This window comes from Macrococcoides bohemicum, from assembly GCF_003259675.1.
Classification (GTDB): domain Bacteria; phylum Bacillota; class Bacilli; order Staphylococcales; family Staphylococcaceae; genus Macrococcoides; species Macrococcoides bohemicum.
Genome location: NZ_PZJG01000002.1, coordinates 87,346 through 101,948, shown reverse-complemented (window position 1 = coordinate 101,948; position 14,603 = coordinate 87,346). Strand labels below are relative to the sequence as shown.

The 14,603-nt window shown below is 34.5% G+C and carries 13 protein-coding genes and 1 pseudogene; 12 read left to right on the top strand and 2 right to left on the bottom strand.

What is annotated here, in order from left to right; translation table 11 throughout:
- Positions 1–10: 10 nt before the first annotated feature.
- Positions 11–676 (bottom strand): ABC transporter ATP-binding protein, encoded by a 666-nt coding sequence (locus tag BHX94_RS04990; RefSeq protein WP_099578899.1) that lies wholly within the window; start codon positions 674–676, stop codon positions 11–13.
- 9 nt (positions 677–685) lie between these two features.
- Positions 686–1,735 carry an ABC transporter permease gene (locus BHX94_RS04985; RefSeq protein ID WP_111745177.1) on the bottom strand — a complete coding sequence of 350 codons (1,050 nt, stop codon included), beginning with the start codon at positions 1,733–1,735 and terminating at the stop codon, positions 686–688.
- 226 nt (positions 1,736–1,961) lie between these two features.
- Between BHX94_RS04985 and BHX94_RS04980 the strand changes: the two genes are divergently transcribed.
- The 12 genes and pseudogenes from BHX94_RS04980 to BHX94_RS04925 all read left to right on the top strand — a co-directional run bounded on the left by BHX94_RS04980 (position 1,962) and on the right by BHX94_RS04925 (position 14,578).
- Positions 1,962–3,143 carry an NAD(P)/FAD-dependent oxidoreductase gene (locus tag BHX94_RS04980; protein WP_111745176.1) on the top strand — a complete coding sequence of 394 codons (1,182 nt, stop codon included), beginning with the start codon at positions 1,962–1,964 and terminating at the stop codon, positions 3,141–3,143.
- Positions 3,144–3,224: 81 nt separating this feature from the next.
- Positions 3,225–3,779, top strand: a complete 555-nt coding sequence (gene isaB, locus BHX94_RS04975) for an immunodominant staphylococcal antigen IsaB family protein (protein ID WP_111745175.1) — start codon at positions 3,225–3,227, stop codon at positions 3,777–3,779.
- A 184-nt stretch (positions 3,780–3,963) separates the two neighbouring features.
- Positions 3,964–5,682, top strand: a complete 1,719-nt coding sequence (locus BHX94_RS04970) for an ABC transporter ATP-binding protein (protein ID WP_111745174.1) — start codon at positions 3,964–3,966, stop codon at positions 5,680–5,682.
- Between the two features lie 111 nt (positions 5,683–5,793).
- On the top strand, positions 5,794–7,689 hold the full coding sequence (locus tag BHX94_RS04965) for a heavy metal translocating P-type ATPase (RefSeq protein WP_111745173.1): 1,896 nt from the start codon (positions 5,794–5,796) through the stop codon (positions 7,687–7,689).
- Between the two features lie 32 nt (positions 7,690–7,721).
- Positions 7,722–7,946 (top strand): heavy-metal-associated domain-containing protein, encoded by a 225-nt coding sequence (locus BHX94_RS04960; RefSeq protein ID WP_096077435.1) that lies wholly within the window; start codon positions 7,722–7,724, stop codon positions 7,944–7,946.
- 41 nt (positions 7,947–7,987) lie between these two features.
- The gene (locus BHX94_RS04955) at positions 7,988–8,653 is read left to right on the top strand and encodes a Crp/Fnr family transcriptional regulator (protein ID WP_111745172.1); all 666 of its coding nucleotides are present in this window, start codon (positions 7,988–7,990) and stop codon (positions 8,651–8,653) included.
- 89 nt (positions 8,654–8,742) lie between these two features.
- A pseudogene (locus BHX94_RS04950) lies at positions 8,743–9,876 on the top strand (SulP family inorganic anion transporter); the annotation flags it as partial.
- A 41-nt stretch (positions 9,877–9,917) separates the two neighbouring features.
- A complete protein-coding gene (locus BHX94_RS04945; protein ID WP_111745170.1) occupies positions 9,918–10,319 on the top strand; it encodes a universal stress protein in 402 nt (133 codons plus the stop codon).
- Positions 10,320–10,456: 137 nt separating this feature from the next.
- On the top strand, positions 10,457–10,750 hold the full coding sequence (locus tag BHX94_RS04940; RefSeq protein WP_096077431.1) for a metal-sensing transcriptional repressor: 294 nt from the start codon (positions 10,457–10,459) through the stop codon (positions 10,748–10,750).
- 8 nt (positions 10,751–10,758) lie between these two features.
- Positions 10,759–13,137 carry a heavy metal translocating P-type ATPase gene (locus BHX94_RS04935; RefSeq protein WP_111745169.1) on the top strand — a complete coding sequence of 793 codons (2,379 nt, stop codon included), beginning with the start codon at positions 10,759–10,761 and terminating at the stop codon, positions 13,135–13,137.
- Between the two features lie 34 nt (positions 13,138–13,171).
- Complete coding sequence (gene copZ / locus BHX94_RS04930) at positions 13,172–13,375, top strand: copper chaperone CopZ (RefSeq protein ID WP_111745168.1); 204 nt, start codon at positions 13,172–13,174, stop codon at positions 13,373–13,375.
- Positions 13,376–13,573: 198 nt separating this feature from the next.
- Positions 13,574–14,578 (top strand): ABC transporter ATP-binding protein, encoded by a 1,005-nt coding sequence (locus BHX94_RS04925; protein ID WP_111745167.1) that lies wholly within the window; start codon positions 13,574–13,576, stop codon positions 14,576–14,578.
- Positions 14,579–14,603 lie beyond the last annotated feature (25 nt).

The window sequence follows — 14,603 nt, the reverse complement described above, 5'->3', positions numbered from 1 at the left end:
ATTTCACCTCTTACTGTTGTTCTAGTATCCCATCTTCCATATGGTACACTTTATCGAAATACTCAAGTAACCTCGTATCATGCGTTACAACAATCGCTGCTTTATTACTGTCTTTAACGATTGTACGAATCATTTGAATCACTTCAACTGCACGTTTCCCATCTAAACTTGCTGTCGGTTCATCAGCCAGAATAAGCGAAGGGTTAGTGTACATCGCTTTAAGAATTGCAACACGTTGACGTTGTCCGCCTGAGAGTTCAGCAGGGAATTGATTGAGCACATTTTCAAGGCCTAGTTGTTTTACCTGACTTTGAAATTCAGCTGTTTCAATATGATTTTTATTCACTTTGTCTAGTAGCTTAAACTGATCTTTCACCTTTAAGAAAGGGACTAAATTTGACGACTGTAATATAAAACCTATCTTTTTAAGACGTAGTTTCGCGCGTTGTTTCTCTGAAAGTTTACTTACATCATCATTATCGATTATTATTGTACCGTTTGTTGGTTGCTGAAGTAATCCGGCGATGGTTAAGAATGTACTTTTACCAGAACCTGATGGGCCGATGACAGCTACCATTTCTCCTGCATTGATATGGAAATCAACGGGTTTTAATGCTTCGACATAAGTTTGGTCTTTACCAAATGATTTGTTAACTTCTTTTAATGTTAATACCATATGCTCACCTTATCCTATCGTTTTTAATGGATCTACTTTTTGGATTGAACGGATAGAGAATAATCCACCGATAATCGCTGTTAATATAATAACGCCGGCATAAATTCCAATCATTGACCATACAAACTTTATTGGTACAACATCAGGTATAATGTTAGCAGTGATTATAGTAAGTATCAGTGCAATGACGACAGCGATAACTGATAAGATTAACGTCTGGATGATTAATGATCGCGCTAAGAAGCCATTGCTAATCCCTTGTGCTTTAAGTAGACCAAATACGGGTGCTTTTTGAATCGTTAATATATAAAGGAATATCCCGATAATAAATGTTGCAATCGTAAATAAGAAATAACTCATGACATCTAGCGTCAGCTTTTGTTCTGTGTAACCTGGCAACTTAGTAATAAACGTTTCTTTATCAATTGCTTCAAAGTCACTATCGATTTTTTGTGCTTTATAATTCGAATCTTTAATTAAAAATGCATTCGCTTTATCTTTCAAACGGTTCATAGAAAGTTTGTCTGCAGATGCATTATTACTGTACAACACATTCGCTGCATTATATTTTGCGTTATTGGTAAATCCAACAATCTTTAAATCTTCATCACTACCTGCAATATCAACAGTATCTCCGAGTTTAAAGCCTTTTTGTTTTAAACTATCGTTCGCAACCACTTCGTAATCATCGTTAAATGACTTACCTTCTGTAATATTAGGATTGATGAATGTGTCTTTATCTATCCCGAATAATAATGTATTTTGTTTTTTATCACCTTTTGCGATGATCACTGCAAGATTCTTAATTGGAGCAATTTTATCGAACTTATTATCTAATGCATCTTTCTCCATTAAAGATTGTGCTAAGTTTCTGTTAGATTCTTTCGTGACGACAATTGCATCTGGATTCCATTTATCAATTGCTTCTCTGTTCATTCCCATTAAGCCATTGGATAGTCCGGATATTAAAAATAATAAATATGAAATTAAAACAAGTACACCGATAATCAGTGAGAACTTGAGTTTGTTATGCATGATTTCTTTCCAGGCTAAGAACATCTGTTTTCCTCATTTCTATAAAATTTAATGTCTAGATATAGACTCAATTATAGATTAATTGCGACATAATAATGAGTAATATGTATTAAAAATAATCTTTCTATTAAAAGCCTACTCATTTTATTATACCAATAGTCAATTTATCATGTGAGGTATATGCAAAATGAATAGAAAAGTGTATTAAGGGTATTAAAAAGAATAAACATATTTTATAAGGGGTGAGATAATGATAAAAAAATACAAAGTTGTAATACTTGGAGCAGGTGCTGGTGGTATATCAACTGCAAGTAGATTAAAAAATGCAGGGGTAAAAGATATACTTATTATTGATCATGCGGATAAACATGCATATCAGCCAGCTTGGCCACTGGTAGGTTCTGGGGATGAAAAGAAGAAAGATACGGTTAAGCCGATGAAAAAAGTTATACCGAATGGAATTGATCACGAACAGCAAAAGGTGAAACTTATTCAGCCGGTTGAACGTAAAGTCCATTTGGATAATGGTGAATATGTGATGTATGAATATTTAGTTGTAGCGCTTGGCATCCAGCTTGACTTCAATAAGATAGAAGGTTTAGAAGATACTTTAGGGAAGAATGGTGTATGTACGAACTATCTTTATGATTATTTAGACTATACGTACAAGACGTTGAAACAGACAAATGAGGGCAATATTATTGTAACGAAACCGAAATCAGTAATTAAAGGCGGGGTCTCACCAGAAAATTCAATATTTACTTTTGATGAGTTTGTTCATGACAAGAAAAAGGATCAACCACATTTAATCTTTAAGACGGGAAGAGATACGCTATTTCCTGTAGAAAAGTATAGAGCATATATTGAAATGCATTTGAATAATAAGGATATTGAGTATGGATTGAATCAGGAACTAATCAAAGTTGATGGTAAGAACCAACGTGCTACTTTTAAAGATTTAGTTGCTTTGGAAACATATGAGGTGCCATTCTCGATGCTACTCGTTACACCGCCGATGAGTGCACCTGATGTAGTAAAGCAATCTACTTTAAGTGATGCTGAAGGATGGCTGGATGTAGATCCAAATACATTACAGCATGTGCGTCATCTAAATGTATTTGGTTTAGGTGATTGTACTAACTTGCCAACAGTAAAGATGGGAGCTGCAGTAAGGAAACAAGTGCCTATTCTTGTGAAAAACTTATTATCACAAATGAATAATAGACCGTTATCTAGCCATTATGATGGTGCAACGGCATGTCCTGTAGCAACTGAATACGGACAGGCATTTATCGCAGAATTCGGATATGATATGAAACCGAAAGAGTCGATGCCAATTGATCAAGGTAAGACAAATCCATTGCTATATCAAGTGAAGAAACGTGCGATTCCATTTATGTACTGGCATGCGATGTTAAAGGGCAAAGGTTAAGTGATGTTTTAAGTATTCGCAGTAGGGTAAAGTAATCGTATATGCGAGCCATTAGGAAATAGTTTATTAGGAGTGGTAAAAATGAAGAAACTTGCAAAAGTTTTAGGAGCAACAACATTAGTCGCAACAATGTCTCTAGGTGTAGTGCAGGGTGAAGATGCACTTGCTAAACAGAAGATGGTTAAGGTTCAAAAGCCTTATTATAATTATTCAGGATACACAAGTGGAAATGCTAAATTTGTATTAGATAAAGACTTTGTGCGTGCTGTAAAAGTCAATAATGTGAAGATTAATAAATATAAAGTTGATTTAAAGCGTATTGTCTCTGGTGTATCAGGTACAGGTTACACAAAAGAAGTATATGATCAGAACTATACGTTCTTTAAACAAGGGGACAAAAATCCATATACAGCTACTTTAGGCCTGAAGAACAAAGAGCTGAAAATCAGTAACGTAAAAAAAGTATATGGTAATGATTATCTGTTTAAAGGAAAACTCATATCAGATGGCAACAAAGCTATTCCATCAAAAGTTGATGGTGTATACATCTATAACCTGAATGGTAACGGTATACAGTTTGTTGTTGAAAAAGGATATGTACAGAAAATAATACTTGGTCATGTCGGAATGGCTTAATTAAGGGTGGAGATGAATCTCCGCTCTTTTTTCATGAAAAATAACAGTATTAAGGATGATAACATTGTAAGGGAGATTTCTATAGACGCCTTAATTACAGGATATGTTAATATTGATTTATATACTATATAATATATGTATTTTTGTTAATGAATTTAAGTAATTTAATTAAGGAGTATCGTATATGAAATCATTTTTCCAATATTATAAACCATATAAAGGTCTGTTTATGCTGGATTTCGGTTCTGCAGTGTTTGTTGGAGTTTTAGAACTTGTCTTTCCATTGATTACGAGTCTTTTCATCGATAAGCTGTTACCGACTAAGGATTGGGATATGATTGTACTTGGTGCAATAGGACTATTTCTTGTGTTTTCCTTTGTTACAGTTCTTAAGTTTATCGTCACGTATTGGGGACATAAACTTGGAACAAATATAGAACGTGATATTCGTAATGCGCTTTATCGTCATCTTCAGCGATTAAATTTCGGATTCTTCGATAACAATAAGACGGGGAAACTTATCGGTAGACTCACAAATGATTTGATGGATATCGGAGAACTCGCACATCATGGTCCAGAGGAAGTGTTTGTCGCTGTAATGACAGTTATCGGAGCACTTCTCATTATGCTCACGATTGATGTGAAGCTTGCGCTTATTACATTCTGTATCGTACCGGTAATATTTATCTTAACAATTTATTTCAACAAAAAAATGACTTCACAATTCCGCAGATTATTTGGCAACGTATCTCAATTTAATGATGTTATCAGTGAAAGTATCGGTGGTATTCGTCTTGTACAGGCATTTACTAACGAACGCTTTGAAGAGAAGCGCTTCCTGCAGACAAACGAAGATTTCCGTGCAACGAAATTAAAAGCATATAATTTTATGTCATGGAATAGTTCGATTGGTTATCTGGCACAGAAATTTACATTGATTATTGTATTGATTCTTGGATGTTATTTTGTATTGAATAACGCGATGAGTTATGGAGAATTTGTAGCGTTTATTATGATTACAGATATATTATTTAAGCCGCTTCAATCGATTAACTTAATTATTGAATTGTTTCCAAAAGGGATTGCAGGGTTTAATAACTTTCAGGAATTAATGAAGACAACAACAGATATTAAAGATGCACCGAATGCGATTAAGTTTGAAGACACACCTCAAGTGATTTCATACGAAAATGTAACATTCAAATTTGGTGATAAGACAATACTTGACGATTTATCGTTTACAATAAATCGTGGTGAAAAGATTGCTTTAGTTGGACCAAGTGGTGGAGGTAAAACGACAATTTGTTCGATGTTACCGAGATTTTATGATCCGGTTGATGGACGTATCGCAATTAACAATGTAGACATTAAACAGATGACACTTGAATCTTTACGCAGCAAAATTGGGCTTGTTCAACAAGATGTGTTCTTGTTCAGTGGTACGTTAAGAGACAACATTGCCTATGGTAATTTAGAAGCAACAGATGAGGAGATTATGGATGCAATAACTAAAGCGCAATTAAAACCATTTATTGATACACTTCCAGAAGGGATACATACAATTGTTGGTGAACGTGGAACGAAACTTTCAGGAGGACAGAAGCAGCGTGTGTCAATCGCGCGCATGTTCTTAAAGAATCCAGAAATTATCATACTTGACGAAGCAACGAGTGCTTTAGATGTTGAAACTGAGAATCGAATACAATCAGCATTTAAACAATTGTCTGAAGGAAGAACGACATTAACCATTGCGCATCGACTTTCAACGATAAGAGATGTAGATCGTATTTTTTATATAGAAGATGGACATATTGCAGAGATGGGTAGTCATGAGGAACTCATTAACCTGAAAGGAAGATACTACAAGCTACAACAAGCTCAATATGCACAAGTGCTGGGATAAATATTTTTTAAAGAGGGTGTGTCAATAGACACACTCTCTTTTCTTGATACCTATCAATGTTTAATATTATGAAACTTGTTACATTATAAGTAAGAACAGGAGGTAATTAAAATGCAACGTTTCATTATGAAAAGTAAAGATTACATTATGGTATTGTGCGGTACATTAATTGTTGTTGGATTGATAGCAGAATTTGTGCTTAAAGTTCAATTAATTTCTGAAATATTACTAGGTTTAGCATCGATTCTTGCTGTATCACCAATTTTGATACAAGGATATCATTCTTTACGTGTGAAGGTGATTAGCATTGATGTTTTGGTCTCTGTAGCTGTATTAGGTGCATTGTTAATTAGGAACTTTAAGGAGGCAGCAATTGTATCATTTCTATTTTTACTTGGTGCATTTTTGGAAAAACGCACGTTAAAAAAGACAAGGTCAGCTATACAGTCACTCGTTACACTTGTGCCTGAAAAAGTAGTAATCTTACGAGAACATGGCAAGACTGAAACTATCGATATTGATGATGTCGCAACTAATGATATTTTATTAGTAAAAACAGGAGACAAAGTGCCGGTAGATGGTCATGTGGTTTATGGAAGCGGTGCATTGAATGAAGCAAGTATTACAGGTGAATCAAAATGGGTTCAGAAGAGCTTAAATGATAAAGTATACGCTGGAACAATAGTTGAGAATGGAACCATTCGTATTCAAACTGAGACAGTTGGAGAAGATACATTATTCGGTAAAATAATTGAACTTGTTGAAGAAGCACAAGATTCAAAATCAGCAGCAGAAAAATTCATTGACCGTTTTTCAAAATATTATACACCATTTGTACTATTACTAGCTATAATCGTTGGTATGTTGACGAGAGATGTGGCATTAGCAATTACTATCCTGGTGTTAGGCTGTCCAGGAGCATTAGTAATTGGTGTACCAGTATCAAATGTAACCGGTATTGGAAATGGAGCCAAACATGGTGTACTTCTGAAAGGTAGTGAAATGATAAACGACTTTAGTAAAGTAGATACAATTGTTTTTGATAAAACAGGAACTTTAACTGAAGGCAATCCTACCGTTGCCTATAAAAAAATTATTGGTGAAAATAAACAATCTATATTATCTTACCTTTATAGTATTGAACATGAGTCGAATCATCCACTCGCAAAAGCAATTTTAAATGATATCGGAAGTCAGAAAATAGTTCGTTTTGATAAAGTTGATGTAATTAAAGGAAAAGGTATTGTGGCTTATAGCGGCGATAAGAAAATTATTCTAGGAAATTTAAGTTTAATGCATAATTATGATGTTGAAATCAATAATAATAATCGTGAAAAAATAAATAAATTAATTGAATCCGGTCAATCAATAGTGCTTATGGCAATTAATAAGGAGCTGGAAGTAATGATTGGTATTCAAGATCAATTAAGACACGATGTAAAACGAAATTTATTACAACTTAAACATCAAGGAGTAAAAAAATTAATCATTTTATCGGGAGATAATCAAGGAACAGTGAATCGTGTAGCTGAGCAACTACCGATTGATATTGCATTGGGTGGGATGTTACCCGAAGATAAAGCTGAATATATAAAGATGTTACAAGATAAAGGAGAAAAAGTTGCATTTGTAGGAGATGGTATTAATGACAGTCCGTCACTAGCAACTGCAAATATTGGTATTGCGATGGGCGGCGGAACAGATGTAGCAATTGAAACTTCAGATGTCGTACTTATGCATTCTGCAATGGAGCAATTATCCTATGCTCATGGGTTAACTAAAAAGATATCCAATAATATGAAGCAGAATATCATTATCGCACTCGGAGTTGTATTAGTATTATTGTTAAGTTTAATATTCGCTGAATGGATGAATATGACAATTGGAATGTTGGTTCACGAGGTGAGCATTATCGTTGTTATATTAAATGGTATGCGATTAATGCGCTATCGAAATAATACCAAACTTGATAACTATCAAGTTAATAATAAGCAAAAGGCGATATAATTGAATTAAATCACATAAAGGAGTGAACGGATATGAAAGCAACAATTCAACTAGAAACATTGTCTTGTCCATCATGTATTCAAAAGATAGAAGGTGCAGTTAAAAGTGTGTCAGGAGTAAACAAAGACTCTGTAAAGGTAATGTTTAATGCGAGTAAAGTAAAAGTAGATTTTGATGAACACATAACAGAAATCGAGTCAATCAATTCAGCAATTCAAAACATGGGTTATGAAGTAATTAGTTCGAAAGTGAAATAATAATATGTTATTTTAAACATAACAGTAATGGAGGTGAAAAGATGAAGTGTCATCATCATTTTTGTGTAGAAAGAGTGCCGCTATTTAACCATTTGTCGTATGAAGAACAGGAAATGATCAATAATTTAGTCACACATCACCACTTTAAAAAAGGAAATATCATCTTTTCACCAGAAACTGAACCACAACTATCATTAGTTGCACAAGGTGTAATGAAAGTCTATCGATTATCATCGAATGGTAAAGAACAATTGCTGCGCATTGCAGAAGTCGGAGATTTTGAAGGAGAAAATTTTGTGTTAGGTGTTAACAATGAAAGCCTATATGGTGAAGCAATCACTGATACAGAAATCTGTGTATTAAAACAGAGTGATTTTCAAAATTTACTTCTACAGTACCCTAACATATCACTGAAATTACTTACAATTAATGCTATGAAGATGGAAGAAGTTGAAAAACAAACACAATTCTTAACGATGGAAAAGATAGAAGAACGACTAGCATTATATTTGTCATATCTTCATAAAACATCAGCTTCATCCTACATCGAAATACCCATGAAAATGAAGGAACTTGCCGCTTTTTTAGGGACAAGTCCCGAAACAGTGTCTAGAAAATTTAAATTATTAGAAGATAAAAATATTATTGAAAGAGATAATAAACTGATTAAAGTAATTGATGAAAAAAAACTATATAATTTTCGATGACTATATTAAACATATAGTCATTTTTTGTTGTTCTTTTACAATGGATATTGTATGGTTATATTTTGGTTATAATAAATTCGGAGGTCTTTATGAATCAATATTTACAACGAGAATGGCTAGATAAACCATTTCAAAATATATTAGCGGGAATTGTTGTATCTCTCGCTTTAATTCCTGAAGTTATCGCATTTAGTGTCATTGCTGGGGTAGACCCTATGGTTGGTTTATATGCATCATTTATTATTGCAGTGACGATTGCTTTTACAGGTGGCCGATCTGCGATGATATCAGCAGCAGCTGGTGCGATTGCATTATTGGTATTCCCGCTTGTTAAAACCCACGGGGTGGATTATTTACTTGCAGCAACAATATTAATGGGTATCATTCAGGTAGTATTTGGCATGCTCAAAGTCGGTAAATTACTAAAATACATTCCAAATACAGTGATGATGGGATTTGTTGATTCACTAGCAATCTTAATATTTAGCTCTCAGTTACAACATATATTCGGACTGACAGGTGTTACTTATATATTTGCAATTGTTACAATTGCGATTGTTTATATCGTTCCGAGGTACTTTACGAAGATACCAGCGCCACTCATTGCAGTGTTATTATTAACGATCATTTCGATAATGACAAATGCCGATGTTAGAACTGTTGGTGATCTTGGAGAAATTAAACGTACTTTACCAGATTTCTTTATTCCAAATGTACCATTTAATCTGGAAACTTTATTGATTATATTGCCATATAGTTTGTCGATGGCTGTTGTGGGGCTTGTAGAAAGTTTACTTACTGCAAAGATTGTCGATGATGCACTGGAAAATGAAAGTGATAAAAATGTTGAATCTCGTGGACAAGGCATTGCCAATATCGTTGCAGGCTTTTTCGGTGGTATTGGAGGATGCGCAATGATCGGCCAATCTGTAATGAATTTGAAGTCAGGCGGCACAACAAGATTGTCATCGTTAGTTGCAGGTAGTTTTTTAATGTTTTTAATTATTGTGTTAGGGCATTATGTGATTCAGATTCCTATGTCTATTCTTGCAGGTATTATGGTTGTAGTATCATTTAGTACGTTTGACTGGGGAAGTTTCAAATTCTTACGCAATGCTAAAGTTACAGATATTATCGTAGTACTTGTTACAATTATACTTGTACTAGCAACGCATAATTTGGCGATTGGAGTTATTGTAGGTAGTATTATTAACTTTATCTTTAATAGAAATGATTATCTTAAGCAAACGAAAGAGGTGTAGAGATGTATCAGTCAGTAGTTATAGCGGTGGATGGTTCTGATAATAGCTTCAGAGCAGCAAAAGAAGTATTGAAGATAAATGCTATGAAATATACATTATTAAGTATCGTTTCACATGAAGATTCAAAAGATGCAGTACTGCATAGTGAAACAAGCAGTGTTGATCAAAGAAAATCTTTAATTCAACCCATTATAGAAGAATATGAGAATAATGATATAACATATGAAGTTCGCATAGAACACGGGGTACCGAAAGATAAGATTATTCAAATAGGAAATACGCATGAATATGATTTACTTGTGATAGGAACGCGTGGTCTTAACGCATTTCAGGAAATGGTGATGGGAAGCGTCAGTCATAAAGTAGTGAAAGAAGTACATATACCGGTGATGGTTGTGAAATAAATTGAGTAAGCTAACTTTTAAAGCGTTAGCTTATTTTTTTTATAATTTTTCAAATCTTATATATTGACACATACCCCTTATAGGTATAAAATAAAATTAAATTAATACCTGATAGGGGTATACGAGAGGATGATAGTATGGAACATCAACATACAGTAACACCAAGAACTGAAGAAGAAAAAGAAAAGATGGTAAAACGGTTAAAGCGTATTGAGGGACAAGTTCGTGGTATTCAGAAAATGATTGAAGAAGATCGTTATTGTGTTGATATATTGATTCAAATTAGCGCGATAGAAAGCGCGTTGAAGCAAGTTGGTTTCTCCGTAACTGAACGTCATATGAATCACTGTGTTAGTGATGCAATTAAAAAAGGTGAAGGTGCTGAATCAATTGATGAATTGATGAAAGTACTGCGCCAATTTGGAAAGTAGGTGGCAATATGAAAGACGTTACATTACCCATAGAGGGTATGACTTGTGCAGCGTGTTCTACTAGAATAGAGAAAGTACTCAATAAAATGGACGGTGTAGATGCAAAAGTTAATTTAACGACTGAAAAAGCAAGCGTTCAATATGATTCAGATAAAGTGAGTGTAGAAGATATATCAGAAAGAATTGATAAGTTAGGCTATAAAGTTAAGCCTGAACATATTGAACTGGATGTTATGGGCATGACTTGTGCAGCGTGTTCATCAAGAATTGAAAAGGTACTGAATAAACAGCCGGAAATTAAGAATGCTACTGTTAATCTTACGACAGAAGAAGCAACGATTGATTATTATCCAGGAAATATGGATGCACAAATGATTATCGAACGTATTCGTAAACTAGGTTACGATGCAAAACTTAAAAGTTCGGATGAAAATAAGGCTTCAGCGAAAGCGGATGAATTGAGGAAGAAAAAGATTAAACTCATTATTTCAGCTTTATTATCATTACCGTTATTACTAACAATGTTAACGCATCTGTTTGGTATCCATTTGCCGCATATATTTATGAACCCGTGGTTCCAGTTAGCGTTTGCTTTCCCGGTACAATTCATTATTGGCTGGCAGTTCTATGATGGAGCCTATAAAAATTTACGAAGTGGCGGAGCGAATATGGATGTGCTTGTTGCATTAGGTACAAGTGCTGCATTTTTCTATAGTGTTTATGAAGGATTGAAGACAATTAATAATCCAGATTACATGCCACATCTTTATTTTGAAACAAGTGCGGTATTAATTACATTAATATTGTTCGGTAAATATCTTGAGGCAAGAGCGAAGTCACAGACAACGCATGCACTATCTTCATTACTTAATTTACAGGCAAAAGAAGCAAGAGTGATAAGAGACAATAAAGAAATAATGATACCGGTTGAAGACGTTGTCGTTGGAGATACATTGATCATCAAGCCGGGTGAGAAAGTACCGGTTGATGGAGAAATTATTAAAGGTCATACATCTATAGATGAATCGATGCTTACAGGGGAATCGATTCCTGTTGAGAAAACTATCGGAGCAAACGTCTTTGGAGCAACGATGAATAATAACGGTAGTATTACGATACGTGCAACGAAAGTAGGTCGTGATACCGCATTGCAATCTATCGTGAAGATCGTTGAGCAGGCGCAAGGTTCAAAAGCGCCTATCCAGCGTCTTGCTGATATCATTGCAGGATACTTTGTACCAGTAGTGATAGGGATTGCGATTATAACATTTATTATCTGGATGATATTTGTGACGCCTGGTCAGTTTGAACCAGCATTAGTGGCTGCCATTGCGGTACTGGTTATTGCTTGTCCTTGTGCTTTAGGACTAGCTACACCAACATCTATTATGGTTGGTACCGGACGTGCAGCTGAAGCAGGAATTCTCTTTAAAGGCGGAGAACACTTAGAAAGAACACATGAAATTGATACGATTGTATTGGATAAAACAGGTACGATTACAAAAGGTGAACCTGAAGTAACTGATTTTACAGGCGATGAATTAACACTACAATATCTTGCAAGTAGTGAACAAGCTTCTGAACATCCATTAGCAACCGCCATCGTAAAATATGCAAAAGAAAAAAATATAGAATTATTAGAAACTAGTCAATTTAATGCAATACCTGGCCATGGTATTGAAACAGTTATCGATAACCATACCATACTCATCGGTAACAGAAAGCTAATGACAGATCATCACATTGATATTGATTCAAGTATCAATCGAATGGAGCAATTTGAAGCAGAGGGTAAAACGGCCATGCTAATTGCTATCGATAATGAGTTACGTGGTATTGTAGCAGTATTAGATACAGTGAAAGATACTGCAAAACAAGCTATTGAAGAAATGAAAGCAATGGGCTTACAAGTTGTGATGCTGACTGGAGATAATGCGATTACAGCTAACGCCATCGCGAAATCTGTTGGTATTACAGAAGTCATTGCTGAAGTGCTGCCAGAACAAAAGTCTAACAAGATTAAAGCGCTGCAGGATGAAGGAAGAAAAGTTGCTATGGTAGGAGATGGTGTGAATGATGCGCCAGCGCTTGCATTAGCGGATATCGGTATCGCAATTGGCACAGGTACAGAAGTCGCGATTGAAGCAGCTGATGTTACGATTCTAGGCGGAGAGCTTACACTAATACCTGAAGCGATTAAAATTAGTCACGCAACAATTAAAAATATAAAACAAAATTTAGGATTCGCATTTGGATATAATATTCTTGGTATACCAGTTGCAGCCTTAGGATTACTTGCACCATGGATTGCTGGTGCTGCTATGGCTTTATCATCAGTAAGTGTTGTGAGTAACGCCTTAAGACTAAAAACTGTTAAAATAAAATAGAACATATAAAATACTAAAAAGTGAGGGAATTATTATGGAAACAATTCTTAAAGTAGAAGGTATGACATGTGGACATTGTAAAGAAGCGGTAGAAGGTGCAGTAAATAAATTAAATGGTGTTAAATCAGCTGCGGTTGATTTAGAAGCAGCAAATGTAACAGTTGATCACGAAGAATCAGTAACTGTTGATGCAATGAAAGAAGCCATCGAAGATCAAGGATACGATGTAGTTAAATAATATATTTATAAGTATCATGTTCCGTTATGGAATGTGATACTTTTTTGTTTAGGAGAATAATATTTTATTTTTAAGTATTTTTACCGATTTATACTCGATATATACTTTATTTAATATCATTTTTATACATATCTTTTATCAATCTTTCATCAAAATTTGATATGCTAAATGTAAGTATAAAGAATGAGGATATCTACTATGATTGAATTTAAAAATATATCAATGCAATATAAAGATACAATAGCTGTCAATAATTTAAATCTTACCATTAGCTCAGGGGAGTTTGTTAGTATACTTGGGCCGTCAGGATGTGGCAAGAGTACTACCTTATTTATGCTTGCAGGATTACTACAACCTACAGCAGGAGAGATTATCATAGACGGTAAAGATGTAACGCATTTAAAGGTTGATGCACGCAATATTGGTATGGTATTTCAGGATTATGCACTTTATCCACATATGACTGTCTTCAATAATATCGCCTTTCCACTGAAGATGAAGCGATTATCGAAACGTGTGATAAAAGAACAAGTAGAATATGCTGCAAAGCTAGTAGAAATTGATACATATTTAAACCGTTTACCAAAAGAACTATCTGGTGGACAACAGCAACGTGTTGCAATAGCACGAGCTATTGTCAGAGAACCAGAAATATTATTATTAGATGAACCTTTATCAAATTTAGATGCAAGATTAAGAGTATCGATGCGTGAGGAAATCAGAGCAATACAACAACGCTTAAATATTACGACGCTATTCGTTACGCATGATCAGGAAGAAGCTTTAAGTATAAGTGATAAAATCGTCATGCTGAACGAAGGCAAAATGATGCAATATGATACACCATATGACATGTATCATCATCCAGAGAATATGTTTGTAGCAACTTTTATCGGACGTCCACCTATGAATTTATTGAAATTAGATGAGCAGCAATCAAAGCAGTTAAATCCAGCGTTAAATATAGATATTGATACAATAATCGGTATTCGCCCGGAACACATCATCATCTCAGAGCAAGGTTATCCAGTGATTATTAAACGTGCTGAACTTTTGGGGAAAGATATCGTTGTTACAGCTGAGGATGCACAAAACAGGCAGATAAAATATTATACAAATACTAATCCTTTAATAGGAAATAAAGTATATTTAACAGCTACTTTAGAAAGTATTCATCTATTTGATAGACATGGCAACGGTTAATAAAGCATCTCATCATCAGTAGTAA

Bases quoted from the DNA above. Each gene is read 5' to 3' on its own strand.
- BHX94_RS04985 (WP_111745177.1), bottom strand. From the start codon at position 1,735: ATGTTCTTAGCCTGGAAAGAAATCATGCATAACAAACTCAAGTTCTCA.
- BHX94_RS04970 (WP_111745174.1), top strand. From the start codon at position 3,964: ATGAAATCATTTTTCCAATATTATAAACCATATAAAGGTCTGTTTATG.
- BHX94_RS04980 (WP_111745176.1), top strand. From the start codon at position 1,962: ATGATAAAAAAATACAAAGTTGTAATACTTGGAGCAGGTGCTGGTGGT.
- BHX94_RS04945 (WP_111745170.1), top strand. From the start codon at position 9,918: ATGTATCAGTCAGTAGTTATAGCGGTGGATGGTTCTGATAATAGCTTC.
- BHX94_RS04925 (WP_111745167.1), top strand. From the start codon at position 13,574: ATGATTGAATTTAAAAATATATCAATGCAATATAAAGATACAATAGCT.
- BHX94_RS04955 (WP_111745172.1), top strand. From the start codon at position 7,988: ATGAAGTGTCATCATCATTTTTGTGTAGAAAGAGTGCCGCTATTTAAC.
- BHX94_RS04935 (WP_111745169.1), top strand. From the start codon at position 10,759: ATGAAAGACGTTACATTACCCATAGAGGGTATGACTTGTGCAGCGTGT.
- BHX94_RS04960 (WP_096077435.1), top strand. From the start codon at position 7,722: ATGAAAGCAACAATTCAACTAGAAACATTGTCTTGTCCATCATGTATT.
- BHX94_RS04940 (WP_096077431.1), top strand. From the start codon at position 10,457: ATGGAACATCAACATACAGTAACACCAAGAACTGAAGAAGAAAAAGAA.
- copZ (WP_111745168.1), top strand. From the start codon at position 13,172: ATGGAAACAATTCTTAAAGTAGAAGGTATGACATGTGGACATTGTAAA.
- BHX94_RS04990 (WP_099578899.1), bottom strand. From the start codon at position 676: ATGGTATTAACATTAAAAGAAGTTAACAAATCATTTGGTAAAGACCAA.
- isaB (WP_111745175.1), top strand. From the start codon at position 3,225: ATGAAGAAACTTGCAAAAGTTTTAGGAGCAACAACATTAGTCGCAACA.
- BHX94_RS04965 (WP_111745173.1), top strand. From the start codon at position 5,794: ATGCAACGTTTCATTATGAAAAGTAAAGATTACATTATGGTATTGTGC.